General features: G+C 73.1%; 19 protein-coding genes and 2 pseudogenes. 11 read left to right on the forward strand and 10 right to left on the reverse strand.

The genetic code is table 11. From position 1 onward, the window contains the following. Positions 1-218: 218 nt before the first annotated feature. The 4 genes from ACFVXJ_RS02645 to ACFVXJ_RS02660 form a co-directional block, all read right to left on the reverse strand. Entirely contained in the window at positions 219-590 is a 372-nt protein-coding gene (locus ACFVXJ_RS02645) for an STAS domain-containing protein (protein ID WP_361311826.1), read from the reverse strand. 125 nt (positions 591-715) lie between these two features. After that, positions 716-1,672, reverse strand: coding sequence for an anti-sigma factor RsbA family regulatory protein (locus ACFVXJ_RS02650; RefSeq protein WP_389657423.1), 957 nt, complete (start codon positions 1,670-1,672; stop codon positions 716-718). After that, complete coding sequence (locus ACFVXJ_RS02655) at positions 1,669-2,571, reverse strand: MEDS domain-containing protein (RefSeq protein ID WP_389657426.1); 903 nt, start codon at positions 2,569-2,571, stop codon at positions 1,669-1,671. The genes ACFVXJ_RS02650 and ACFVXJ_RS02655 overlap by 4 nt, the downstream gene beginning before the upstream one ends. A 102-nt stretch (positions 2,572-2,673) precedes the next feature. Then, positions 2,674-3,591 carry a SigB/SigF/SigG family RNA polymerase sigma factor gene (locus ACFVXJ_RS02660; protein ID WP_389657429.1) on the reverse strand — a complete coding sequence of 306 codons (918 nt, stop codon included), beginning with the start codon at positions 3,589-3,591 and terminating at the stop codon, positions 2,674-2,676. 216 nt (positions 3,592-3,807) lie between these two features. Here ACFVXJ_RS02660 and ACFVXJ_RS02665 point away from each other — a divergent pair, with 216 nt between their 5' ends. Both ACFVXJ_RS02665 and ACFVXJ_RS02670 read left to right on the forward strand, forming a co-directional pair. Beyond that, a complete protein-coding gene (locus ACFVXJ_RS02665; protein ID WP_389657432.1) occupies positions 3,808-7,881 on the forward strand; it encodes a HAMP domain-containing protein in 4,074 nt (1,357 codons plus the stop codon). Positions 7,882-7,920: 39 nt separating this feature from the next. Continuing rightward, positions 7,921-10,386 carry a SpoIIE family protein phosphatase gene (locus ACFVXJ_RS02670; protein WP_389657435.1) on the forward strand — a complete coding sequence of 822 codons (2,466 nt, stop codon included), beginning with the start codon at positions 7,921-7,923 and terminating at the stop codon, positions 10,384-10,386. Between the two features lie 57 nt (positions 10,387-10,443). On the opposite strand, the gene ACFVXJ_RS02675 is transcribed toward ACFVXJ_RS02670, so the two are convergent. After that, entirely contained in the window at positions 10,444-10,866 is a 423-nt protein-coding gene (locus ACFVXJ_RS02675) for an ATP-binding protein (protein ID WP_389657438.1), read from the reverse strand. 187 nt (positions 10,867-11,053) lie between these two features. On the opposite strand from ACFVXJ_RS02675, the gene ACFVXJ_RS02680 reads away from it, so the two are divergent. Next, positions 11,054-11,281, forward strand: a complete 228-nt coding sequence (locus tag ACFVXJ_RS02680) for a DUF5133 domain-containing protein (protein WP_389657441.1) — start codon at positions 11,054-11,056, stop codon at positions 11,279-11,281. A gap of 110 nt (positions 11,282-11,391) precedes the next feature. Here the strand turns inward: ACFVXJ_RS02680 and ACFVXJ_RS02685 are convergent, their stop codons facing one another. Both ACFVXJ_RS02685 and ACFVXJ_RS02690 read right to left on the reverse strand, forming a co-directional pair. After that, entirely contained in the window at positions 11,392-12,504 is a 1,113-nt protein-coding gene (locus ACFVXJ_RS02685) for a glutamate--cysteine ligase (protein WP_389658583.1), read from the reverse strand. Between the two features lie 99 nt (positions 12,505-12,603). After that, entirely contained in the window at positions 12,604-12,813 is a 210-nt protein-coding gene (locus ACFVXJ_RS02690; protein ID WP_389657444.1) for a hypothetical protein, read from the reverse strand. A 311-nt stretch (positions 12,814-13,124) separates the two neighbouring features. On the opposite strand from ACFVXJ_RS02690, the gene ACFVXJ_RS02695 reads away from it, so the two are divergent. Next, on the forward strand, positions 13,125-14,219 hold the full coding sequence (locus tag ACFVXJ_RS02695) for a YihY/virulence factor BrkB family protein (RefSeq protein WP_389657447.1): 1,095 nt from the start codon (positions 13,125-13,127) through the stop codon (positions 14,217-14,219). A 45-nt stretch (positions 14,220-14,264) separates the two neighbouring features. On the opposite strand, the gene ACFVXJ_RS02700 is transcribed toward ACFVXJ_RS02695, so the two are convergent. Beyond that, entirely contained in the window at positions 14,265-15,050 is a 786-nt protein-coding gene (locus ACFVXJ_RS02700; RefSeq protein WP_389657450.1) for a VOC family protein, read from the reverse strand. 121 nt (positions 15,051-15,171) lie between these two features. Then, positions 15,172-16,422 (reverse strand): serine hydrolase domain-containing protein, encoded by a 1,251-nt coding sequence (locus ACFVXJ_RS02705; protein WP_389657453.1) that lies wholly within the window; start codon positions 16,420-16,422, stop codon positions 15,172-15,174. Positions 16,423-16,667: 245 nt separating this feature from the next. Between ACFVXJ_RS02705 and ACFVXJ_RS02710 the strand changes: the two are divergent. From ACFVXJ_RS02710 to ACFVXJ_RS02730, 5 genes and pseudogenes are all read left to right on the forward strand, one after another. Then, positions 16,668-16,865: pseudogene (locus ACFVXJ_RS02710) on the forward strand (helix-turn-helix domain-containing protein); the annotation flags it as partial. Positions 16,866-16,868: 3 nt separating this feature from the next. Continuing rightward, positions 16,869-18,137: pseudogene (locus ACFVXJ_RS02715) on the forward strand (ATP-binding protein); the annotation flags it as partial. A 336-nt stretch (positions 18,138-18,473) separates the two neighbouring features. Next, positions 18,474-20,432 (forward strand): WD40 repeat domain-containing protein, encoded by a 1,959-nt coding sequence (locus ACFVXJ_RS02720; RefSeq protein WP_389658586.1) that lies wholly within the window; start codon positions 18,474-18,476, stop codon positions 20,430-20,432. A gap of 259 nt (positions 20,433-20,691) precedes the next feature. Continuing rightward, the gene (locus ACFVXJ_RS02725) at positions 20,692-21,570 is read left to right on the forward strand and encodes a C40 family peptidase (protein WP_389657456.1); all 879 of its coding nucleotides are present in this window, start codon (positions 20,692-20,694) and stop codon (positions 21,568-21,570) included. A gap of 63 nt (positions 21,571-21,633) precedes the next feature. After that, positions 21,634-22,020 (forward strand): hypothetical protein, encoded by a 387-nt coding sequence (locus tag ACFVXJ_RS02730; RefSeq protein WP_361311858.1) that lies wholly within the window; start codon positions 21,634-21,636, stop codon positions 22,018-22,020. Positions 22,021-22,116: 96 nt separating this feature from the next. Here the strand turns inward: ACFVXJ_RS02730 and ACFVXJ_RS02735 are convergent, their stop codons facing one another. Beyond that, complete coding sequence (locus ACFVXJ_RS02735; protein ID WP_361311860.1) at positions 22,117-22,278, reverse strand: hydrophobic protein; 162 nt, start codon at positions 22,276-22,278, stop codon at positions 22,117-22,119. Positions 22,279-22,499: 221 nt separating this feature from the next. On the opposite strand from ACFVXJ_RS02735, the gene ACFVXJ_RS02740 reads away from it, so the two are divergent. Beyond that, a complete protein-coding gene (locus ACFVXJ_RS02740; protein WP_389657460.1) occupies positions 22,500-22,709 on the forward strand; it encodes a hypothetical protein in 210 nt (69 codons plus the stop codon). Positions 22,710-22,873: 164 nt separating this feature from the next. Further along, positions 22,874-23,428 carry a hypothetical protein gene (locus ACFVXJ_RS02745; protein ID WP_389657462.1) on the forward strand — a complete coding sequence of 185 codons (555 nt, stop codon included), beginning with the start codon at positions 22,874-22,876 and terminating at the stop codon, positions 23,426-23,428. Positions 23,429-23,430: the final 2 nt, after the last annotated feature.

The raw sequence follows: 23,430 nt of genomic DNA on the forward strand, positions 1-23,430 counted from the left end.
TGTCCGATCCGATGGTCTTCACTGTGGTCTCACCCCCGTCGTTGACGCTGTTCGTCCTGTATCGCGAGTTACCGGTGTGGGCGGGCTACCGGGCGTCGTCGCCCTCGGTGCCTCAGGTGGTGCGTATGCCCGGTCTGACCACCCGGACACGTGGTTACCCCGATCGGCGCAGTGCCCCCGGTGTATGCGGGCAGGGCATGTGGTCGGCACGCGCGGGCTCAGGGGGCGCCGAGCGCGGCGTCGACGGTGGTGTCGACGGTGAAGACGGTGTCCGCCCCCGTGATCTCCAGGAGCCGCAGGAGCTGCTGTGTGGGCGCGGCCAGCCGCACCCCGAGGCCGGCCTTCTCCGCGTCCAGACGCGCGGCGAGCAGCAGGTTGAGGCCCGAGGAGTCGCAGAAGCCCAACCCGGTCAGGTCGATCACCAGCCGGTTCGCGCCCGACCTGATCGCCTGCTCCAGCAGCGGGCGGACGGCGCCGAGGCCGTCCAGGTCCAGGTCTCCGGTGATGGCGCACACCACGGCTCCCGTCCCGCTCTCGCGGAGTTCCGCGCCCTGCGGTCCGTCTGTCGCCGTGCCCCCCTGTGGAGTCACTTCGCCGTCTCCTGGGTTGCCAGTTCCCACGTCAGCCTCTCCGTCGACCGTGTGCCGTTCTGGCGCAACTTTACAGGCGCCGGTGGCGCCGGCGGGAGGCCCGGGGGCCGGCTCCGCCGGCGCGGTCAGGCGCCGCTGACGTGGAGGCGCAGGGTGAGGCCCGTTTCGAGGGCCCGGATCTCGACGAGGTCACAGAGCTGGTGGATCATCCACAGGCCGCGGCCGCCGTTGCCCGACGCCAGGGAGGGGCGCCGACGGCCCGCGAGGGCGTTGGAGAGGCGGCCGCTGTCCTGGATCTCCGCCACGACGCCGCCCGTGGCCGTGTGCCACAACCGCAGCGTGCCCTTGCCGCCGCCGTGGGCGACCGAGTTGGCGGCCGCTTCACTGACGGCGAGGACGAAGTCGCCCCGCCGGGCCGCGTCCAGGGCCGCCCCGCGGACCCAGTTCTCGGTGTGTTCGCGGACCTGGGCGAGTTCGCCGCCGGCGTATTCCACGAGGAGGAGGTCGCGGGTGGGTTCGGGGAGGGGAAGATCACAGTCGGAGCAGACGACGGCGGCGTCGGTGTAGAGGGGGCTGACGCCGTCCAGGCCGCCCTCGATCACCGTGGGGTGGGTGCGCCGGGCGTCCGCCACCACGTTCTCCGGGAGACCGGAGAGGTCGTAGGGACAGAGGATCGTGGCGGCCCGACCGGCGAAGGCGGTGTTGATGAGGGCCTCGTGGCGGGTGGCTTCGAGGATCTCGCCCGGGGAGCGGCCCGGCCAGATCGGCTCGCCGACGATCCGGGCGGCCCGGCCGGGTTCGCGGTCGGCGAACCCCTGGAGGGCGGACAGGATGCGGCCGGGGTTGCGACCCAGCTGCCGCATGTCCACGCAGTCGATGCCGTCCGCGTCGCTGCCCAGGCTCTGCCGCAGGGCGTCGAGGTGCGGGCCGGGCACGGCCAGGAGGACCGGCTCCTGCGCTTCCAGGGCCGCGCGCACGAAATCGCCGATGCCGACCGTGTACTCCTCCAGGTCCCGGTAGAAGAGGGCGGGGTGGACGAAGTCCGCGGGCTCCGCGGGGGCCGGAACAGGGGTGACCATCATGCTGCGACCTCCAGCGCGGCACATTCCTCCGGAAACAACTCGGCTACCTTGCGCAGCGAGTACGGGGGCTTGTGGAGAAGGAGGCTCCGGCCCTTCCCGGTCAGTGAGTTCGAGACGTCCACGAGCACGGCGACCGCGCCCGGGTCGAGGTAGGTCACCGCCGACAGGTCGAGGTGGACGATGGGGCCGGGCATCCGCGCGAGGGCGGCGAGCGCCGAGTGCAGGATGTGGCGGGTGTCGATGTCGCCGCTGCCGCTCAGCCGGATTCCGGCGCGGTCGCGCATGGGGACGGCGGCCAGGGCGGCGGACCGGGCCGGGGGCCGGGGGCGGGGCGCTTCGGCCGGGGGGCGGGGCAGTTCGGCGCAGGTGGTGTGGGCCCGGGTCAACAGGTCGGCGGTCGGCGCGGGGATCAGTCGGCGGTCGAACAGGCACAGCCCCGTCAGGGGGAGGTCCGCGTACACCTCGCGATCCAGGCGCAGTTCCGCTTCCAGGATGCGGTCGATGGCCGTCGCCTGCCGCGCGGACCAGGACATCTCGCCGAGGACGCGCAGCCCCGTGCAGCCGTCCGCGAGCGCTTCGGCGCAGGCCGCGCGGAACATGGAGATGACCCAGTCGGGATCGAAGGGGACGCGGCGCAGGTAGGACAGATCCGTTCCGGTGACGCTCAGACGGGCGTCCCGGCGGGCGGTGTCGACGTCGACGGCGCCGCGGCGCAGGACGTCGATGACGGCGCTCGGCTCGGTGCTGTCGGCGCTGTACCAGACGCGCTGTCCGCGTTCGAGGCCGTTGCTCACGAAGCGGACCACGGTGTCCGCCCATGCCAGGTCGTCGTCGTAGGCGAAGAAGGAATGCTCGCCACGGGCGGCCGGGGGCCGGCGGTGCTGCGGGAGCGAGGTCACGTTCTTCCCTCCGGGGGCGGGCGGTTGGCCGGGTCGACTGACAAGGCTACCGCCGGTCCTCGGCCGGCACCGGCCCGCCCGCCGCCTCGGCGGGAGTGTGGATCAGGAGGCGAGCATCCCGGTGCGCAGGCGCGCCAGGGTGCGGGACAGGAGGCGGGACACCTGCATCTGGGAAATTCCCAGTTCGGCGCCGATCTCCGCCTGGGTCTTCTCCTCGCCGAAGCGCATCCGCAGGATGCGGCGGTCGCGTTCGTCGAGTTCGGCCAGCAGGGGGGCGAGGGTGTGGAACTCCTCGAAGAGTTCCATCCCGTAGTCGGCTTCGCCGAGGGTGTCGGCCAGCGACCGGGTCCGGCGGCCCGACGCGGAGTCCTCTTCCGAGCCGGCGGAGGCGTCGAGGGAGTCGCTGGTGTAGCCGTTGGCGGCGACCAGACCCTCCACGACCTCGTCCTCGCTCAGTTCGAGGTCCTGGGCGAGTTCCTTGACGGTCGGGGCGCGGCCCAGGAGGTCGGTGAGGGCCTCCCGGCTCTTGGCGAGTTCCGTCCGCAGTTCCTGGAGCCGGCGCGGGACGTGGACGGCCCAGGTGGTGTCACGGAAGTACCGCTTGATCTCACCGGTGATGAAGGGGAGCGCGAGGGTGGCGAACTCCACTTCCCGCTCGGGGTCGAAGCGGTCGATCGCCTTGATCAGACCGATTGTGCCGACCTGGAGGATGTCATCCATGTCGACGCCGCCGCCGGCGGAGCGGGCGCGGAAGCGACGGGCGGCGAAGTGCACCAGTGAGATGTTCATCTCGATGAGGGTGTTGCGCGCGTACTGGTACTCCCGGGTGCCCTCCTCCAGGGACCGCAGCCGCAGCAGGAAGATCCGCGAGAGCTGCCGGGCGTCGGCCGGGGCCACCTCCCGGGCGTCGACGATCTGCGGCAGTCGGCCTTCCGCCTCTTCGGTCGTACGGCTTGTGGCCGGTGCGGCCTTCGCGTCTGTCTTGCGGACAGGTTCTACAACTGCGGCGGAGCGAGGCATGGGGGACCTTTCCTCCCGACGACGGACGGCTGACGAGACGCGCTTGCCCCGAGAATCGGACCTCACACGGGGCCGTGGGGATTTTTTTCCGGAGACGGTGCCGAGGCTCCCACCGGGGACCTGCGGCGGCCCGGGATGTGGTGGACTACGTCCCGGCGCGAGACGAAAAGACCTCGTCCCGTCCGTGCGAGGTGTCGGGAGATGGTGGGGAAGAACATGACGAACGCTACGGTCACGCAGGGCCCGGACCCGGACGCCCCGGTGGCCCCGGGCGCGGTGGGAGAGCCGGAGCTGCGCCAGCTGCTCGCCGGGTTGACGGCCGTGCGTGACGGGGACTTCGGCACCCGGCTGCCCGACGGGGCCGACGGTCTCCTCGGCGAGATCGCGACCGTCTTCAACGGCATGATCGACCAGCTGTCGCTGTTCACCTCGGAGGTGACCCGCGTGGCCCGCGAGGTCGGCACCGAGGGCACCCTCGGCGGTCAGGCCGAGGTCCCGGGCGTATCCGGGAGCTGGGCGGACCTGACGGACTCCGTGAACGCGATGGCGGGCAACCTCACCACGCAGGTCCGCGACATCGCGCAGGTCGCGACCGCGGTCGCGCGGGGCGACCTGTCGCAGAAGATCGCCGTGGACGCCCGCGGGGAGATCCTGGAGCTGAAGGACACCGTCAACACGATGGTCGACCAGCTCTCCGCCTTCGCCGACGAGGTCACCCGAATGGCCCGCGAAGTGGGCACGGACGGCATCCTGGGCGGCCAGGCCGATGTCAAGGGCGTCTCCGGCACCTGGCGCGACCTCACCGATTCGGTCAATTTCATGGCCGGAAACCTCACCGCCCAGGTGCGCTCCATCGCCCAGGTGGCGACGGCCGTGGCCAAGGGCGACCTCTCGCAGAAGATCCGGGTCGACGCCCGGGGCGAGATCCTGGAGCTGAAGGACACCATCAACACGATGGTCGACCAGCTCTCCGCCTTCGCCGACGAGGTCACCCGGGTCGCCCGCGAGGTCGGCACCGAGGGCAACCTGGGCGGTCAGGCCACGGTGCGCGGGGTGTCGGGCACCTGGAAGGACCTCACCGACAACGTCAACGTCATGGCGTCGAACCTGACCGGGCAGGTGCGCTCCATCGCCCAGGTCGCGACGGCCGTCGCCAAGGGCGACCTCTCGCAGAAGATCACGGTGGAGGCGAAGGGCGAGGTCGCCGCGCTCGCCGGGGTCATCAACACGATGGTGGACACGCTGTCCGCGTTCGCCGACGAGGTGACCCGCGTCGCCCGCGAGGTGGGTACCGAGGGCCGGCTCGGCGGCCAGGCGCGCGTCCCCAACGTGGCGGGCACGTGGAAGGACCTCACCGACAACGTCAACTCGATGGCGAACAACCTCACCGGCCAGGTCCGCAACATCGCTCTCGTGACCACCGCCGTCGCCAACGGCGACCTGTCGAAGAAGATCGACGTGGACGCGCGGGGCGAGATCCTGGAGCTGAAGACCACGATCAACACGATGGTGGACCAACTGTCCTCCTTCGCGGCCGAGGTGACGCGTGTGGCGCGCGAGGTGGGCAGCGAGGGCCGGCTCGGCGGTCAGGCGGAGGTCGAGGGTGTCGAGGGCACCTGGAAGCGGCTCACGGAGAACGTGAACGAGCTGGCCGGGAACCTGACGCGCCAGGTGCGGGCCATCGCCGAGGTCGCGAGCGCCGTGGCCGAGGGCGACCTGACCCGCTCGATCACCGTGGACGCCTCCGGCGAGGTCGCCGAACTCAAGGACAACATCAACTCGATGGTCGGGTCCCTGCGGGAGACCACCCGCGCCAACCAGGAGCAGGACTGGCTCAAGTCGAACCTGGCGCGCATCTCCGGCCTGATGCAGGGCCACCGCGACCTCTCCACCGTCGCGGAACTCGTGATGGACGAGTTGACCCCGCTGGTGGACGCCAGCTACGGCGCCTTCTACCTCGCGGAGGAGGCCGACGGCGAGACGTGGCTGTCCCTCATCGGCTCCTACGGCCGACCCGCCGGGAGCCCCGCGTCCGTGCGCCTGCGGCGCGGCGAGACGCTCGTGGGCCAGGCGGCACGCAGCCGGCGGATCATCGTGGCCGACGAGGTGCCGCCGGGCTACGTGGTCTCCTCGGGGCTGGGCCGCTCGGCCCCGGCGGGGCTGATCGTGCTGCCCATCGTCGTGGAGGAGCAGGTGCTCGGCGTCATCGAGCTGGCCACCTTCAAGACCTTCACGCCGGTGCACCGCGACTTCCTGGGCCGCCTGATGGAGACCGTCGGCGTCAATGTCAGCACGATCGTCGCCAACGCCCGTACCGACGAACTCCTGGGCGAGTCCCAGCGGTTGACGGTCGAGCTGCAGGCGCGCTCGGAGCAGCTGCAGGTGCAGCAGGACGAACTCCAGCGCTCCAACGCGGAGCTGGAGGAGAAGGCCGCCCTCCTCGCGACCCAGAACCGGGACATCGAGACGAAGAACCTGGAGATCGAGCAGGCGCGGCAGGAACTGGAGGACCGGGCGCAGCAGTTGTCGTTGGCGTCGAAGTACAAGTCCGAGTTCCTGGCGAACATGAGCCACGAGCTGCGCACCCCGCTCAACAGCCTGCTCATCCTCGCCCAGCTCCTGGCGCAGAACCCCACCCGCAACCTCACGGCCAAGCAGGTGGAGTACGCCGGGATCATCCACTCGGCGGGCTCCGACCTGCTCCAGCTGATCAACGACATCCTCGACCTGTCCAAGGTCGAGGCGGGGAAGATGGACATCAACCCGGAACGGGTGTCCCTCAAGCAGCTCCTGGGCTATGTGGAAGCCACCTTCCGGCCGCTCACCACCCAGAAGAGCCTCGAATTCGAGATCGTGACCTCTCCGGGGGTGCCGGTCGACCTGCTGACCGACGACTCCCGGCTGCGTCAGATCCTGCGCAACCTGCTGTCCAACGCGGTCAAGTTCACCGAGCACGGCCGGGTGGAGCTGCGGATCGAACCGGCGGGTGCCGACGAGCTGCCCGTCCACCTGGACCGGGCCGGATCGGTGGTGGCGTTCCGGGTCGTGGACACGGGCATCGGCATCGCCGAACAGCAACTGGAGGCCATCTTCGCGGCGTTCCAGCAGGCCGACGGCACCACCAGCCGCAGATACGGCGGCACGGGGCTCGGCCTGTCGATCACGAGGGAGATCGCGCGGCTGCTCGGCGGTGTGGTCACGGTGCGCAGCGTGCCGGGCGAGGGCTCCGTCTTCACGTTGTACCTGCCCGTCTCCTACCACGACTTCCACGACCGCGGCCCGGAGGGGCCGGCCCTGGAGGCGGGCTCGGCGGGCGACACCGCGGCGCCGGTCGGCCCCGCCGAGGGTGCGGTGGCCGCGCTGCCCGTCGCCGGCGGGGACACCCGTCACCCCCGACGGCTGTTGGTGATCGAGGAGCGCAGCAACGGCCTGCTCAGCCTCGTCGCGGAGAGCGCCGCCCGGGACCTCGCGGCGGGGCGGGCCGCGTCGGGTACGGAGGAGCAGGTCGAGGTGGCGACCGCCGTCACGGCCGTGGAGGCGGCCGCCGTCCTCGCGCAGGCTTCCTTCCACTGTGTCGTCCTCGATCTGGGCAGCGACGGCGAGGCGCTGCGCTTCCTGGACGCCATGGCGGGCGACTCGGCCCTGGCGTCCCTGCCGGTGCTCGCGCACGACGGCCGCCGGCTGACCTCGGCCCAGCGGTCGGACCTGGCCCGGCACACCGCCCACCAGCCGCTCGAAGTCCTCTCCAGCCTGGACGAGCTGCGCGAGCGCATAGCGCTGCACCTGTCGGCCGAGCGGCCCGGAGCCGTACCCCCGCTGGTGCGCACGGGCGCGCCGTCGCCGGCTTCCGACCCGGCGGCGCACGTCGACGACCGCCTGGCGGGCCGGTCGGTCCTGGTGGTCGACGACGACGCCCGCAACCTCTACGCGATCAGCGGCATCCTGGAACTCCACGGGATCGAGGTCCTGCACGCCGAGAACGGCCGCAAGGGCATCGAGGCACTGGCCGCGAACCCGGGCATCGACCTGATCCTGATGGACGTGATGATGCCGGAGATGGACGGGTACGCGGCGACGGCCGAGATCCGGCGGATGCCCGCCTACGCGGAGCTGCCGATCATCGCGGTCACCGCGAAGGCGATGCCGGGCGACCGGGAGAAGAGTTTCGCCTCCGGCGCGAACGACTACGTGACCAAGCCGGTCGACGCCAACGACCTGATGGCCCGGGTCCGGCGCTGGCTGCTCCCGCAGGAGTCCGCACAGGGGGCCGAGGATGGCGCCGGTGTCTGACGTCCGACCCCCCTCCCCCGCCGAGAAAGCCGGTCCGCGGTGAACAGCCCCACCTACGCAGGAGACGAGCACGGTGACGTGCCGACCGCGCCGGAACTTCCCCCGCGCAGGGGCGGCGACGGCCCCGGTCCCGGCTTCCCGCCGGCCCGGACCGGCGCGTCCCCGGCGGTGACCGACGCCGGGCGGCTGGCCGCGACCGTCGAGCGGCTGCGTCAGGAGGTCCGGGAGGCCCAGGCCGCCGCGGACGGCCGGGCGCTGGTCGAGATGGCCAAGGGCGTGCTCGTCGGGCGCCTCGGATGCGGTCCTGCGGAGGCGGCGCGGCAACTGGCGAAGCTGGCCGAGCAGTCCGGGGCGACCCTGCTCGCGCTGGCCGTCGACGTGGTCAACCAGGCCGCGCGTGATCACGTGAGCGAGGTCGCGCGGGAGTTCCTGGAGCACACCGCCCGGCCGGCTCCCGCGCCGGGCGCCAGCACGCCGGCGGTGCGGCTGCGCGCCGCCGAGAGCGGGCTGCTGGCCGCCGCCGACTCCCAGGCGGTGGCCGCGGCCCTGCTGGAGAACGCCTTGGTCCCGCTGGGAGCACAGGGCGTCGCGATCTGGGTGGCGGGCTCGGATTCCTCGCTGACGTTGGTGGGGCACGCGGGTTTCCCCGAGGAGGAGGCGAGCCGCTGGCGCTACGTTCCCCCGGAGGTCGCGACCTGCGCCCATTTGGCCTTGGACAAGCGCGAGTTGACGGTCGTACCGCGACTGAGCGACTCCGGCATCCCCTCCATCGGCCGGCGTCAGCACCCGTCGGGTGGTCGCGTCGTGGTGCCCGCCGGCACCGGCGGTCGCATCCACGGCGTGCTGGAGGTGTGCTGGCCCGATCCGCTCGAACCGCAACCCCCGCAGGTGTTGCGCCAGTTGGAGGCGTTGGCCGAACTGTGCGCGCACACTCTGGGCGATCAGGACGTGACCCCGTCCGCCGAGCCCGCGGTCCCGGAGCAGGCTTGCGCCGGGGTGGCCGAGATGGTCAACCTCGCCGACAACCTGTATGACCCGGCCCTGGTGTTGACGCCCTGCCTGGACGCGGGCGGCCGGCTCGCGGACTTCCGTGTCCACCACGCCAACGACCGCTTCATCGACCCCGCCGGACGGCCGCGCACCTCGGTGTGCGGCTCGTCGTTCCTGGAGGCCTACCCGGCGGCCGCCGAGGACAACGGGCTCTTCGACAAACTCGAACGAGTCTACGCGACCGGCGAGCCCTGCCGGACCCAGCGCATGGCGCTGACCGCGTTCGTGGACGACGTGCCCCTCACGGCCATCGCGGACGCCAGCATCAGCCGGCACGGTTCGGCCCTGCTGCTCATCTGGCGGATAGAGGACGAGACGGCGCGGCTGGCCAGCCTCCTCCAGCACGCCCAGCGCCTCGGACGGGTCGGCGGCTTCGAGGAGAACATCACGACGGGTGAGATCACCTGGAACGGGCAGTTGTTCACCCTCTACGGGCGGCCCATGGCCTCCTCCCCCGTCCCCTTGGAGGAGTTGCGGAGCCACGCCCACCCCGACGACGTGGTCTCCATCAACCGGTTCCTGCGCACGCTCCTGCACCACCTGCGCGAATCCTCGGTGGACTTCCGGCTCCAGCGCCCCGACGGCATCACCCGGCACATCCGTCTCGTCGCGGAACCCGTCCTCGACGATCGGGGCAGCCTCCACGCGGTACGCGGCGCCTACCAGGACATCTCCTCCCAGCACTGGACGGAGGTGGCCCTCGCCGCGACCCGGGACCAGCTCGCCCACACCGAGGCGGAGGCGGCCGAGCGCAGCCGGCTCGCCCTCCAGCTCCAGCACGCCATCATGCCGCCCGCGCCCGCGCCCTTGGAGGTGCCCGGCATCCGCATCGCGGTCCGCTACCGGCCCGCCGAGTCGGAGGCGATGGTCGGCGGCGACTGGTACGACTCGGTCGTCCTGCCCAACGACAAGGTGCTGCTGTCCGTCGGGGACGTCGCCGGACACGGCATCGAGGCGGCCACCGGCATGGTGATCCTGCGCAACGCCCTACGGGGTCTCGCGGTGACCGGGGCCGGCCCGGCACAGCTGCTGTCCTGGCTCAACACCGTCGCCCACCACCTGACCAGCAATGTGACGGCCACGGCCGTGTGCGGTGTCTACGATCCGCGGACGCGGGTCCTGCGCTGGGCGCGCGCCGGGCACCTGCCGCCGGTCCTGGTACGGGGCACCGAGGCGCGGGCCTTCCCGATGGCGCAGGGGCTGCTGCTCGGGGCCCTGCCGGAGGCCGACTTCGAGGAAGAGGAGGAGGTCTTGGAGCCCGAGGACACGTTGCTGATGTACACCGACGGGCTCGTCGAGCGCCGCGACGTCTCGGTGACGGACTCCCTGTCGCAGCTCCTGTCCCTCGCGGGGCGGCAGGCGGATTCGCTGGACCGGCGGCTCGACCGGCTGTTGACGCACAGCCGGTCGGACACCGACGACGACACCTGCCTCATCGGCATCCAGGTGCGCTGAGGACCGCTCCCGGCGACCGGCCCGGCCCCGATCCGGGGGCGGGCCGGTCGCCGGTGTTCATTCGGGGGCGGGCTCGGCGTGGGGGGCCGGGATCCCGGGCGGGTGGAAGCAGGCGTCGATGGCCTTGCCGCCGTGGAAGGCGTGGACGTCCAGTGTGTCGGCGAGGGCGTCGACAATCCCCAGGCCCCGGCCGGAGGTGGCGCTCGCGTCGGCCTCGCGGGGCCGGGGCAGCCGGGGATCGGCGTCGGCGACGCTCACGTGCAGGCACTGGCCGTCCCACGTCAGGACGAGGTGCGCGGTCTCGGCGGCGTGCACGTGCGCGTTCGCCACGAGTTCGGAGACGCTGAGCAGGATCGAGTCGACGGTGTCGGGGGCGTGGGGAGCCCAGTCCAGCGTCGAGAGGTGCTGAGCGGTCCACTGCCTGGCCGCGCGGACGCCGTTCGCCACCGGAAAGGAACGGGCCCACCCCACTGCCCTCATCGCCATCATCCTCACCGTGTCCTTTCCTCCGTCGGGGTGCCGTTCCTGCCGACGCGGTTACCCCGTGCGGACCGTGGCATCCCCCGCGGGGCATCGGCGGAGTCCGAGGTGGGCGGGCCGGGTGTAGGGCCGGACAACGGGGGCAACCGAAGGCCAAGATCGTCCGGCTTCCCGAAAGGATCCGCCCATGCTGATGGCCCACCCGGCCGTGCTGTCCGGTCTCGTCGAGCGCTACTGGGCGCTGGCGGTCCTGTGCGCACACGACGACACCCCGGAGACCCGCGGTCGTATGGACGACGTCGCGCACACCCTCTGCGTCGCGACGGGCACCTCCAGTGTGGACGCCGCGCTGGCGGCCGCCCGCTACCGGCTCCCGGGCGCCCGCACCTTCGACGACTCGATCCTGGCCGGGTGACGCGCGGGCCGTCGGGCGCTCCGCCGCCGAGCGCACGCCCCGCGTGCCGGTGCCCCGCCCCTCGTCGGAGGGGCGGGGCACCGGCATAGGGAAGGGGCCAGGAGCCGGGGCTACGCGGTGGCGGGGGCGGCGGAGGTGGTGATACGGGCGCATTCCCGGACGACCGCCGCCAAGTCCCCGGTGCTGCGCAGGAGTTCCCGTTGGACGCGCGCTCCGTTGCCGCGCGTGAAGAGTTCCTCGATGCCCCGGCGGACCGCCACGGCGTCCCCGTGGTCCTCCAGGGCTTCACGGACGTGCTCGAACAGCGCGTCCACCACCGCGCGGGCCGGCGCCTCCAGCATCGTCGCCGGGTGGACCAGGGGCCCGTCGATGCCCGAGCGGGCCGCCCGCCACGACGCCAGCCGGAGCAGGCTCACCCCGATGCGCGCCGGCGGTTCGCCGGCCTGCCAGGAGCGCGCCGCCGTCTCGACGAGTCCGCGGACGAGGCTCGCGAGCAGGACCGTGGTGGAGGGCTCCAGGCAGACGTCGGCGACGCGGATCTCCACGGTGGGGTAGTTCGCCGCGAGCCGGGCGTCGAAGTAGATCATCCCCTTGTCCCGGAGCACCCCGGTGGCGACCATGGCGGTCACCTGCTCGTGGTACCGGTCGGCGCTGCCGAAGAGCTCGGTCGGCCCCGCGGAGGGCCACCGGTTCCACACCCGGCTGCGGTAGCTGCCGTACCCACTGTCCTGGCCCTGCCAAAAGGGCGAGTTCCCGCTGATGGCGGTGAGGACGGGCAGCCAGGGCCTGATGCGGTCGATCACGGCTACCCCCTCCTCGTCGGAGTCGACTCCGACGTGCACGTGACAGCCGGAGGTCAGCTGTTCCTGCGCCGTGAGGCCGAACCGCTCCGCGACCCACCGGTAGCGTTCCCCGGGGCTCGTCGAGGGCAGTACGGCCAGCGGCGAGGTGGCGAGGGCGGCCACCTCGGCGCCGGCCTTCGCCGCGTGCCGGGCGGCCTCCGAACGCCATCGGACGATCTCCTCGGCCAGCTCGCCCATCTCCGTCACCGGTTTGGTGGAGAACTCCAGTTGCTCGCGCATCAGCTCCTTCTCGAAGGTGCCTTCCTCCTCCCCCACACCGTGCCGCTCCGCCTCGGCCAGAACCGCGCCCGACACCGAGAGGGGCTCGCCGCTCTCCGATCCGACCAGGAGGAGTTCTTCCTCCACCCCGACGCTGCGCAGACGCACCCGCACCACTTCCGTTCGTTGCCGCTGTACCGATGGTGGGCGGCTGCCCCGCCTCGTGGCTCCCATGCGCGGTCCGCCGGGTGGGTGGAGGGGCTACGGCTTGTTGGCGATGGCCCCGAGGTACTGGTTCACGGCCTCCAGGCGGGCGTCGAGGCGCTCGGCGGTCCCGGCCAGCTCCTGGAGTTCCCGCGCCGCGGCGAGCACCGCGAGGACCAGGGCGCGGGCCGCGGGGTCGCCGACGTCGCGCAGCGCGGTCCTGGCTTCGTCGAGGAGGGGGGACGGGACGGGAACAGTCGATTCCATGTCTGTCTCCTGTGGGTGGTGAGCGGGGTGCGCGCCGTCCCTCGCGGGTCAGCGGCTGCTCCGCTTGAGGTTGTAGACCAGGATGAGCAGGGCCACGGCCATCAGTGCCAGGTGCAGCCATACCGGGCCTGCCGGTACGTGCTCACCGGCCGTCGTCGTCCACATCCGCGCCGCCTTCCGCCGGGGCTCGGCGTTCTGTCATCGCCCTGCCGTTGTCGTCTACCCGCGTGTGCCCGCAAACGCGGGGGTGACGCGGCCCGCGGCTCGGACGGGTGAGGTTTCGCCCGTGCGCGAGTGGACATCCGCCTGGCATGAACGACACTCCAGCCGCACGTGACAGGGGCGACCACGACGGGCGGGGCCGGCCCGCGGCGCCCGCCGCGGACGACGTTCGCCGGAACGGCCCCGGTGACAGCCTCGGCGCCGGCGGGCCCGGTCCCGGTCCCGAGGTGGAGCGCAGGGCGCCGGACGAGCCGACCGAGCTGCCCGGCAAGTCCTGGGGCGCCGTGCTGAAACGGACCGTCCGGGAGTTCCAGAACGACGAGCTCGCGGACCGGGCCGCCGCCCTCACGTACTACGCCGTCCTGTCGCTGTTCCCGGCGCTGCTGGTGCTGGTCTCGCTGCTGGGCGTGGCCGGGAAGTCCGCCACCCAGTCGGTACTGGAAAACCTCCAGAAGCTGACGCCCGGCTCGGCGCGCGACATCATCTCGAACGCGGTGCGCCAGCTCCAGGGCGGCACGGGGCTGGGGTCGGTCGTCGCCGTCGTCGGCCTGATCGCCGCCCTGTGGTCGGCGTCCGGGTACGTCGCCGGGTTCATCCGCGCCTCCAACGCCGTCTACGACGTGCCCGAGGGGCGGCCCGTGTGGAAGGTGCTGCCCCTGCGGTTCGCCCTGACGGTGGGGCTGCTGGTCATGGCCTGCGCGAGCGGGCTGATCGTGGTGTTCACCGGCGCTCTCGCCCGGCGGGCGGGGGACGCCCTGGGCCTCGGGCAGACCGCCGTCACGGTGTGGTCGATCGCGAAGTGGCCCGTCCTGGTCCTCCTGGTCACGATCATGATCGCCCTGCTGTACTGGGCGGCGCCCAACGCCAAGGGCCGCGGTTTCCGCTGGATCACCCCCGGCAGCTTCCTCGCCCTGCTGATCTGGATGGCCGCGTCCGCCGGCTTCGCGCTGTACGTCGCGAACTTCGGTTCGTACAACAAGACGTACGGGACGTTGGCCGGTGTGATCGTCTTCCTGATCTGGTTGTGGATCACCAACCTGGCCATCCTCCTCGGCCTGGAGTTCGACGCCGAGATGAGCCGGGCACGGGCGATCGCGGGCGGCCTCCCGCCGGACCGGGAGCCGTACGTCGAACCGCGGGACACGCGTGAGTGGAGCGACGAGGACAAGCGCCGCGCGGAGTGACGCCCCGCTCGCGTCCCGCCGGGATCGGCGGGCCGGGGGCGCGGCTCAGCGGGTGTCGGCCAGGGCCGCCGTCACGGTGAACAGGGCGCCGTCGGGGTCGCAAAGGGCGGCCCAGCGTTCGGCGGCGTTCTGCTCGATGTCCGACATGACGCGTCCGCCGAGCGCGACGGCCGCCTCCAGGGCGGGTTCCAGCGCGGGGACCCGGAAGTGGACCCGCCAGCGGGGCCGGACCTGCGGCTGGAGCGCCGCCGTCTCCACCGGCCCGCTGTTGAGCCGGGCGACGGGCTCGCCGAGGTGGCGCAGGACGACCTGGTCGTCCTCGTAGGAGATCTCGCAGGGACCGTTGGTCCACTGGAGCACCTCGCCGTAGAAGAGGGCCGCGTCGAAGGCGTTGAGGGTGAGCAGTTCCAACCAGGCCGGGGCGTGGCCGGAGCCCACGCGCCAACCGGAGAAGACGATGCCCTCCCAGATCCCGAAGACGGCGCCGTCACGGTCGGTGGCCAGGGCGCCGCGTCCGCCGGTCTCGAAGGAGACGGGCCCGACCCCCACCGTCCCGCCGCGCTCGCGGATGCGGGCCACCGTCTCGTCGGCGCTCTCGACGGCGAAGTAGGCCGTCCACGCGGCGGGCACCTCCAGTTCCCCGGCCAGGGCCCCGATGCCCGCGACGGGCGCGCCCTCCACCTCGGCGACGGCCAGGCCCTCGCCGAGTCCGCCCGGCCGGAACGACCAGCCGAGCACCGCCCCGTAGAAGCGCTGGGCGGCCTCCAGGTCCCGCGTCGCCAGGCTCACCCAGCACGGAGCGCCCAGCGCGTCACCCGTCGAATCCCGCACAGCCGCGCTCCGTCCCTCGCCCGATGTGGGGGCGCCGTGGCGGCGGCCCCCCACAAGAGGTACCGTCCCGGCCGCGCCGGCGCCGTGATGACGCGCCGCAGGGCGCCGGGCCGGGGTGGGATCAGCGCACCTGGCCGCGCTCGGGCAGGTCCGCGTCGGCGGGCAGCGCGGCGAAGCCGCGGCGGGGGGCCGGGCCCTTCGCGGTGGCGGGTCGGGTGCCGCAGAAGGCCGCTTCGAGGGTGCCGCCGAGCGCGGTGTTGGCTTGGCCCCGGTTGGAGGTGTTGGCCATGGCGGCGAGGGTGCGGGAGCCGTCGCGGGTCGCGAAGGCGTACGTGTAGAAGCCCTGGACCGTACCCGTGTGCCCGTACACCGAGGTACCGCAGGACAGGTCGTAGCGGCGCAGGCCCAGACCGTAGAAGCGGCTGTTCGTCGCGTCGGTGGGCGTCATCGCGAGCATGGCGTCGAGCGTGCGCGCCGGCAGCAGCCGGCCGCCCAGCAGGGCGGAGACGAAGGTGTTCAGATCGGCGGCGTTCGAGATCAGCGCGCCGGCGGACTGCGCCCAGGAGGCGGTCTGCTCGGTGGCGTCGACCGGTTGCGCCCCGGCCTCGTCGGGGTACAGGTAGCCGTGCGCGTGCGGGCCCTTGATCTCGGTCCGGGGGTGCACGTAGGAGGTGTTCCGCAGTTTCAGCGGCTTGATGACACGCCGTTCGTACTCCTCGGCGATCGGGTTCCCGGTGGCCTCCTCGATGAGCATGCCGACGACGACGAAGTTGGTGTTGGAGTACGAGTAGGCCGCGCCGGGCGCGCCGGTGCGGGGCTCGCGCAGGGAGAGGCTCACCAGGTCGCGGTAGTCGAACACCTTGTTCCGTACCGCCTCGAAGCCGGGGACGGTCCGGTCGAACATCGCGTTGGTGTAGTCGGCGAGGCCGCTGCGGTGGGTGAGCAGATGACGGACCGTGATCCGGGAGTCGGGCAGCAGGCCCGGCAGGTAGTGGTCGACGGGCACGTCCAGGCCGATCGCCCCCTCGTCGACGAGTTGCATCAGCACCACGGTGGAGAACGTCTTGGTGACACTGCCGATGCGCCAGCGGGAGTTGGGGTCCATCGCGGCTCCGGTGGACCGGTCCCGGACTCCGACGGCTTCCGTCCGTACGCCCGAGGGGCCGGTGAGACGGGCCATGGCGCCGGGGGCTCCCGCGGCGGTCGTGTTCCGCAACGCCCGGGTCAGGGCGTCGAGATCGGGCGCCGCCCCGACGCCGCGGAGCGTCGGCGCGGTCGGGACGGCGTGGGCGGTGGTGGCGGGAGCGAGCCCGGTCACCAGTGCGATCAGGGCCGCGCTGACGGCCAGGCGACGGTCCATGGTCAGGGGCACGTTGCTCCTCAACTCGGTTCGCGGGGCGAAGTGGCGGGGGCAGCCTACGGGGGCCAGGGACCCCTGGTGGCGCGCGTGGCCGCGCGGCGCGGGCGCGCCGCGGGACGCGGGGGGACGTCTGGTGCCGGTACGTTGACGCCCGGCCCGGCGGCGGTCGTCGGTGGATCGTCGGGCCGGCACCACCGGAGCGGGCGAACTCGTTCCCGTTCAGGCGTACCTTCCGCCCGCGAGGGAAGGTAGGCCCCGTGCCGACGGACGACGAGACCCTCGATGGATTCGCGGCCGAGCTACGACGCCTGCGCCGGCGGCGCGATGTGTCGCTCTCGGACCTGGCCCGCACCATCCACTACAGCAAGGGCTACCTCAGCAAGATCGAGAACGGGCGGAAGCCGCCCACCCCCGACGTCGCCCGCAGGTGCGACGCGGCCCTCGACGCCGGCGGCGAACTGGTACGTCTCGTCCCGCCCGTACCGGCCGTCCCACCGGCCCGCACCGGCGACGACGGGCCCGACGCGGAGGGTTCCGGCGCGGTCTGCCCCTACCGGGGTCTGGCCGCCTACGGGCCCGGGGACGCCGAGTGGTTCTTCGGCCGCGAGAGCGCCACCGCCGAGCTGACCGGTCGGCTCGCCGAGCGGATCGGGCGGGGCGCGGTGGCGGTGGTGGCACCGTCCGGCGCGGGCAAGTCCTCGCTGCTGCGCGCCGGGCTGCTTCCCGCGGTGCGCCGCGGGGCGCTGCCGGTCGCGGGGTCGCGGGACTGGCCGGTGGTGGTGTGCGCGCCGGGCGCGCACCCCCTCAAGGAGCTGCTGCGCTGTGCGGCGGACGTACTGGGGGCCCCGGCGGCGGCGATCACTCCCGAGGAGCTGGTCGACCGACCGGACCGGCTGCCGGAGGCGGTGGCGGGCTCTCTCGGCCGGCCCGGACTGGTGCTCCTCGTCGACCAGTTCGAGGAGGTCTTCACACTCTGCGAGGACGACCGGGAACGCGGCGCCTTCGTCCGTGTGCTGCACTCGCTGGCCGGCCGCTCCGCCATCGCCGTCGTCATCGGGATGCGGGCCGACTTCTGCGGGCAGTGCCTGGACCACCCCGAGCTGGTGGAGGTCTTCACGCACGGTCTGTTCGCCCTCGGCCCGATGTCCGACGCGCAACTGCGCCAGGCCGTCTGCGCGCCCGCGGCGCGGGCCGGGCTCACCCTGGAGGTCGGCCTGGTCGAACTGCTGCTGCGCGACCTCGGGGACCGCTCGGCGGCGCACGCCGGCTCCCTCCCGCTCCTCGCCCACGCGCTGCTCGGCACCTGGCAGCAACGCTCCGGCAGGACGCTCACGGTGGCCGGGTACGAGATGACCGGCGGGATCCACGGGGCCGTCGCGCGCACCGCCGAGTCCGTCTTCGCCCGGCTGGGGACCGCCGAGCGGCGCATCGCGCGGCACCTGCTGATCCGGCTCGTGCACCTCGCGGACGGTTCGGGTACCCAGACGCGCAGGCCGGTCGAGCGGGACCGGCTGCTGCGGCAGGTGGCGGACGCCGGTGCGGGCGGACGGGTGCTGGACGCGTTCATCGAGGCCCGGCTGGTGACCGCCGACGGGGCCTCGGTGGAGATCACCCACGAGGCGCTGCTGCACGCGTGGCCGCGCCTGCGCGAGTGGATCGAGTCCGACCGGGCGGCCCTGGTGGTGCGCCAGCGGGTCTCCGACGCGGGCGCCGAGTGGATGCGCGGCGGGCGCGACCCCAGCCTGCTCTTCCGGGGCAGTCGGCTCGTCGGGGTCCGGGAGTGGGTCGAGCGCCAGGACCCGTCGCAGCTGGGGCCCGAGGAAAGGGAGTTCGTCGCAGCCTGCGAGGCCGAGGAGGAGCGGCGGCGCCGGGCGGTGCGGCGCCAGAGCCGGATCCGCCGGGCCTTGGTGATCACCTTGACGGGGTTGCTCGCCGTGGCACTGGTGGCCGGGGCGCTGGCCTTCCAGCAACGTGCGCGGGCGCTGGACCAGCGGCGTACGGCGCAGTCGCAGGCCATGGCGGTCCGGTCGCGGGCCCTCGCGGCGGGGCAGCCGGAGGCGTCCATGCTGCTCGCGGCCGCCGCCTACCGCACGGCGCCCACCGCGGAGGCCCGGGGGGCGCTCCTGAGCAGCCAGGCGCAGTTCTTCACCGGGCGGCTGCTCGGGCACACGGGGGCGGTCAACTCCGTCGCGTACAGCCCGGACGGCAACGTGCTGGCCTCGGCGAGTTCGGATTCCTCGGTCCGTCTGTGGGACGCGGACGGGCACCGGCCGCTCGGCACGCTCACCGGGCACACCGGGGCGGTGCAATCGGTGGCGTTCGCGCCCGACGGCGGCCGGCTGGCGACGGCGGGGGCGGACGGGACCGTGCGCCTGTGGGACGTGGGCGCACGGCGGCTCGCCGCCACCCTGACGGGGCATCGGGGGCCGGTCCGTTCGGTGGCGTTCAGCCCGGACGGCCGCACCCTGGTCTCCGGCGGCCTCGACCACACCGTGCGGCTGTGGGACCTGCCGGACGGCACCGCGCGGGCGGTCCTGACCGGGCACGAGGACGCGGTGATGGCCGTGGCGTTCAGCCCGGACGGCTCCCGCGTGGCCTCCGCCGGCGCCGACCGGAGCGTGCTGCTGTGGGACGCGGCCGACCCGGGACGGCCGCAGGTGCTCACCGGTCACACCGACCAGGTGCTCGGGATCTCCTTCGCCCCCGACGGCAGGACACTCGCCTCCGGCGGCGCCGACCGCACCGTACGGCTGTGGGACCTGCCGGACGGCACGGCGCGGGCGGTGCTCACCGGACACGGCGACGATGTGAACGCGGTCGTGTTCAGCCGGACGGGGGACACCCTGTTCAGCGCCGGTGGTGACGGAACGGTCAAGTCCTGGGACCCGGCCACCGACAAGCTGATCAGCACACTGTCGGGTCATACCGACTATGTGCTCGCCGTCGCGGCCGGCCCCCGAGAGCGGCTCGCCACCGGCGGGTTCGACCAGTCCGTGGTGCTCTGGGACCCCGGCCGGGGCGCCCTGGCCACCCGGCCGTTCAGCGAGGCGTGGCAGTCGGCGTTCTCCCCGGACGGCCGGCTGCTGGCGTCGGCTCAGGCGGATCACACCGTACGGGTCTTCGAGCCCGACCGGCGCCGGCTGCGCACCACCCTGACCGGCTCGGGGGGTTCGGTGTTCGCCGTCGCCTTCTCGCCCGACGGGCGCCTGATCGCCGCCGCGGGGGCCGACCGTACGGTCCGGACCTGGGATGCGGCGAGCGGGAAACCGGTCGCCGTGCTGACCGGTCACGGCGGCTCCGTCTTCGCGGTGGCGTTCTCCCCGGACGGCCGGACGCTCGCCTCGGCCGGCGCGGACCGCACCGTGGTGCTGTGGGACGTGGGCACGGGCCGGCGGGAGGCCACCCTCGACGCCCACCGGGACTTCGTCAACGCCGTCGCGTTCAGCCCGGACGGCCGGACGCTCGCCTCCGGGAGCGATGATCTGACGGTACGACTGTGGGACGTGGCGGACGCGGGGGCCGCCGGGCGGGCCCCGCGGGCCGTGCTGCGCGGCCACACCGGCTCGGTCCGCGGCGTGGCGTTCTCCCCGGACGGGCGGACCCTCGCCAGCGGCGGGAACGACGGGACGGTCCGGCTGTGGGACACCGCCCGGCTCACCTCGGCCGGTACCCTCGCCGGACACAGCGGGTCGGTACGGGCGGTGGCGTTCAGCCCCGACGGCACGACGTTGGCGAGCAGCGGCAGTGACCAGAGCGTGAAGCTGTGGGATCCGCGGCGCGGCGAGCAGACCGCGACGCTGGGCGGCCATACGGGAGCCGTGTGGGGCGTCACCTTCGACCCGGCGCGGCCGGACACGCTGGCGAGCAGCAGCAACGACGGCACGGTGCGGCTGTGGAACACCGACGTCTCGCAGCGCACGGCCGCGCTGTGCCGCCTCCTGGGGGACACCGGCCCCGCGCGCTGGGTCGAACTGCTGCCCGGGCTCCCCTATCTCCGGGTGTGTCCGGGGGCGGCCGACTGAACCCCCGGGAGAACGGAACCCCCGGGACAACGGAACTCCGGGGAAAACGGCCCGTTTCCCCGGGGGTTTCCCGTTTCCCAACGGCAAGGGCGACGCGTGGCGTCTCGACAGCGACGCCGGGCACGGCCCAGTCTCGAACCACCGCAGCCGGTGGCCGTGTTCCGACCCGAACGACGGTCACCGGCCGACCTGGCGGAGGGTCACGACCCGTCGAGAACACACGACCCGTCAGAACACCATGGGGAACGGGGAACCGGGCATGCGCACCATCCTTGACAGAACGAGGCGGTCCGTCGCGGCGGTCGGCCTGTTGGCGCTCTGCGCCGTGGGGGCCACGGCGCCGCAGGCGGGGGCCGCTCCGGCGGCGGGCGCCCGACCGGCCGCCGCCGAAGCCGGCTGCGACGTCCTCGCGCCGGGGGCGTCCGCCGCCGCGCAGGCCGCGGTGCGGGCCGCCTGCTCGCAGATCGGCGTCTGGTACACGTGGGGAGGCGGCCACGGGCCGCAGCCGGGCGCCACCTACGGGCAGGTGGATCCTTCCGATCCGGCCAGTCAGCACGACCCGGAGCGGCGCGGGTTCGACTGTTCGGGCCTGGTCCGTTACGCCTACGCCCAGGCCACCGGTCAGGACATCCTCGCCGGTACGGCGAACGGCCAGTACCACTCGTCGCGGGTGACGGCCCGGTTCGGCGCGTCCCAGGGCACCGGACCACTGCTGCCCGGTGACCTGCTGGCCTGGGGCGGGGACAACAGCATCCATCACATCGCCGTCTACCTGGGCGCGGGGAAGATGGTCGAGGCCCGGCAGTCCGGCACCCACGTGATGGTCAGTGACGTCCGGCTCGGCGGCGACTACAACGGGGCCGTCCGCATCGGCGCCGACCCGGGGCAGGGCGGCACCTTCTCCACCTGGGGCACGGACGTGTGGACGCATTCCGAACCGTCCACGACCAGCGCGCGGGTCCACAAGTTCGACGGCCCGACGCGGGTGCGGATCGGTTGCCAGAAGCACGCCCAGCCCGTGGACGCCGAGGGCTACCACAACGACGCCTGGTCCTACCTGCCGGACTACCAGGCGTGGATCACCAACATCTACGTCCAGGGTCCCGCCTGGCTGGACGGCGTCCCCACCTGCCCCTGACACATCTTCAACCACAGCGATACGTCGACTGATCGACACATCCGAGGATTCGAGGAGTACACGGTGAACGTACGCAAGAAGATCGCCCTGTTGACCGGCGCGGCGGCCCTCACGGCCACCCTGACCGCCACCGGACTGCCCGCGGCGAGCGCCGCGCCCGCCGCCCCCGCCAAGCCCACCGCCGACTGCGGCGTCCACTCGGACGGCCGGCTCTACTGCGGCAACAAGGTCGGGGCCAAGGGGTACGCGGACCGCTCGTACCGCTCCGCGACCCGCGGCACGCTCACCACCGGCTACAACTGGTTCGTGTGCTGGGGCCACGGCGACCCGCACCAGGGGCAGAACGACATCTGGTACTGGACGCAGCTCGACAACGGCGCCTGGGGCAACGTGCCCGCCGTCGACGTCAACACGAACAACGACCCGGCCTACGGCCTGCGGCAGTGCTGAGCACCGGCTGAGCCGGACAGCGGAGCCGGTCAGCGCTGTGGGGCCCCCTCCCGGTCGGGAGGGGGCCCCACTCGTGTGCGCGTGTGCGGCGGTGCGCTACCAGCGGTACCAGCGTCCGCCACCGCCCGCGGGACGGGCGACGAAGCCGATCAGCCACAGCACCAGGACCGCGATCGCGACCCACCACAGCACCTTCAGCGCGAAGCCGGCGCCGAACAGGACGAGAGCGAGCAGAAGGACGAGAAGCAGGGGAACCATAGTTATCAACCTCCGAAGGAGCCAGTGCCCCGGCCGACCCTCCCCATGCGCGCGAACCACCCGGTTCTTCGGATGCCTCCGTCCCGCGCCGAAGACGCTGAGCCACCCCCCGAACCACACGCTCGGTCACCGAAAAGGTGCGCGCCGTAGCAGACCGTGGCAGCGTCATGGGCGTGGAGGCCAATGAGGCCCTCCGACGAGATCAAGGAGCGTGAACCGTCATGGGCGGTATGCGGGACAAGAACCAGCAGCCGGGCAAGGGCCGCGAGGAGCAGGGGCAGCCGCGCCGGCAGCAGCCCGGCCAGGACCCCGGGTCGATGCGTCCGGGCGGCGGACGCCAGCGCAAGCCCGGTGAGGTGTCGCACGACCGCGCGCTCGACGACGACATGACGGGCGACGAGGGCATGGAGATGCCCCGCGACGCACGCTGACCCTGCGCCCGCGCGCACAGGACTCCGGCCGGTGGCCTACCACCGGCCGGAGTCCGCCGTTCGGGGCACCGGTGGCGGGAAGGCGGAGCGACGGGCCATGCGGACGGGTCTCCCGGGTAGACGCACCCTCGGAGAGGCGCGAGCGAGGCCGAAGGAGGCACGCCATGGCCCGGCTGTCGGTGGAAGGGACGGACGTCGTCGTCCGGCTGTCCTTGCGCGAGCGGCTGGCCGTGCGCCGCCGGCGGGACATCCGCGTCCCGGTGGCGGCGGTGCGCGACGTGGCGGTCGAGTCCAGTTGGTGGCGCGTGCTGCGCGGCGTGCCGACCACGGGCAGCTGGCGGCCCGGGCGGTGCGTGGGGGTCAGGCGTTCCCCGGAGGGCGACGACTTCGTGTCCGTACGGGCCAAAGGCCCGGTACTCCGACTGGACCTCTCCGGCGACGCGGGATTCCGTCGCCTCGCGCTGACGCTCCCCGACGCGGACGCGACGGCCCGCGAGCTGCGCTCCCTGCGCCCGGCGAACCCGCCGGGGGGCGGGGCGGAAGAGGGGAACGGGAACGAGGAGCGGCCGGCGCCGCCCCCGCACCGGCCCGCGCTCCAGCACGAGGGCGGAACGGTGGACGACCACGGTCGCGCGCCCGGGGCTCCCTCGCGGACCGGGACGGGCGCGCAGCCCAAGGCCGATGACGAGCGGGTGCGCCGGGCCAACGAGGCCGAATGACC

It is taken from the genome of Streptomyces sp. NPDC058279, assembly GCF_042881255.1.
Classification (GTDB): domain Bacteria; phylum Actinomycetota; class Actinomycetes; order Streptomycetales; family Streptomycetaceae; genus Streptomyces.

Coding starts and splice junctions, on each gene's coding strand:
- ACFVXJ_RS02695 (WP_389657447.1), top strand. CDS start 13,125: ATGAACGACACTCCAGCCGCACGTGACAGGGGCGACCACGACGGGCGG.
- ACFVXJ_RS02660 (WP_389657429.1), bottom strand. CDS start 3,591: ATGCCTCGCTCCGCCGCAGTTGTAGAACCTGTCCGCAAGACAGACGCG.
- ACFVXJ_RS02675 (WP_389657438.1), bottom strand. CDS start 10,866: ATGAGGGCAGTGGGGTGGGCCCGTTCCTTTCCGGTGGCGAACGGCGTC.
- ACFVXJ_RS02650 (WP_389657423.1), bottom strand. CDS start 1,672: ATGATGGTCACCCCTGTTCCGGCCCCCGCGGAGCCCGCGGACTTCGTC.
- ACFVXJ_RS02745 (WP_389657462.1), top strand. CDS start 22,874: ATGGCCCGGCTGTCGGTGGAAGGGACGGACGTCGTCGTCCGGCTGTCC.
- ACFVXJ_RS02735 (WP_361311860.1), bottom strand. CDS start 22,278: ATGGTTCCCCTGCTTCTCGTCCTTCTGCTCGCTCTCGTCCTGTTCGGC.
- ACFVXJ_RS02725 (WP_389657456.1), top strand. CDS start 20,692: ATGCGCACCATCCTTGACAGAACGAGGCGGTCCGTCGCGGCGGTCGGC.
- ACFVXJ_RS02740 (WP_389657460.1), top strand. CDS start 22,500: ATGGGCGGTATGCGGGACAAGAACCAGCAGCCGGGCAAGGGCCGCGAG.
- ACFVXJ_RS02665 (WP_389657432.1), top strand. CDS start 3,808: ATGACGAACGCTACGGTCACGCAGGGCCCGGACCCGGACGCCCCGGTG.
- ACFVXJ_RS02720 (WP_389658586.1), top strand. CDS start 18,474: ATGCTGCTCGCGGCCGCCGCCTACCGCACGGCGCCCACCGCGGAGGCC.
- ACFVXJ_RS02690 (WP_389657444.1), bottom strand. CDS start 12,813: ATGGAATCGACTGTTCCCGTCCCGTCCCCCCTCCTCGACGAAGCCAGG.
- ACFVXJ_RS02680 (WP_389657441.1), top strand. CDS start 11,054: ATGCTGATGGCCCACCCGGCCGTGCTGTCCGGTCTCGTCGAGCGCTAC.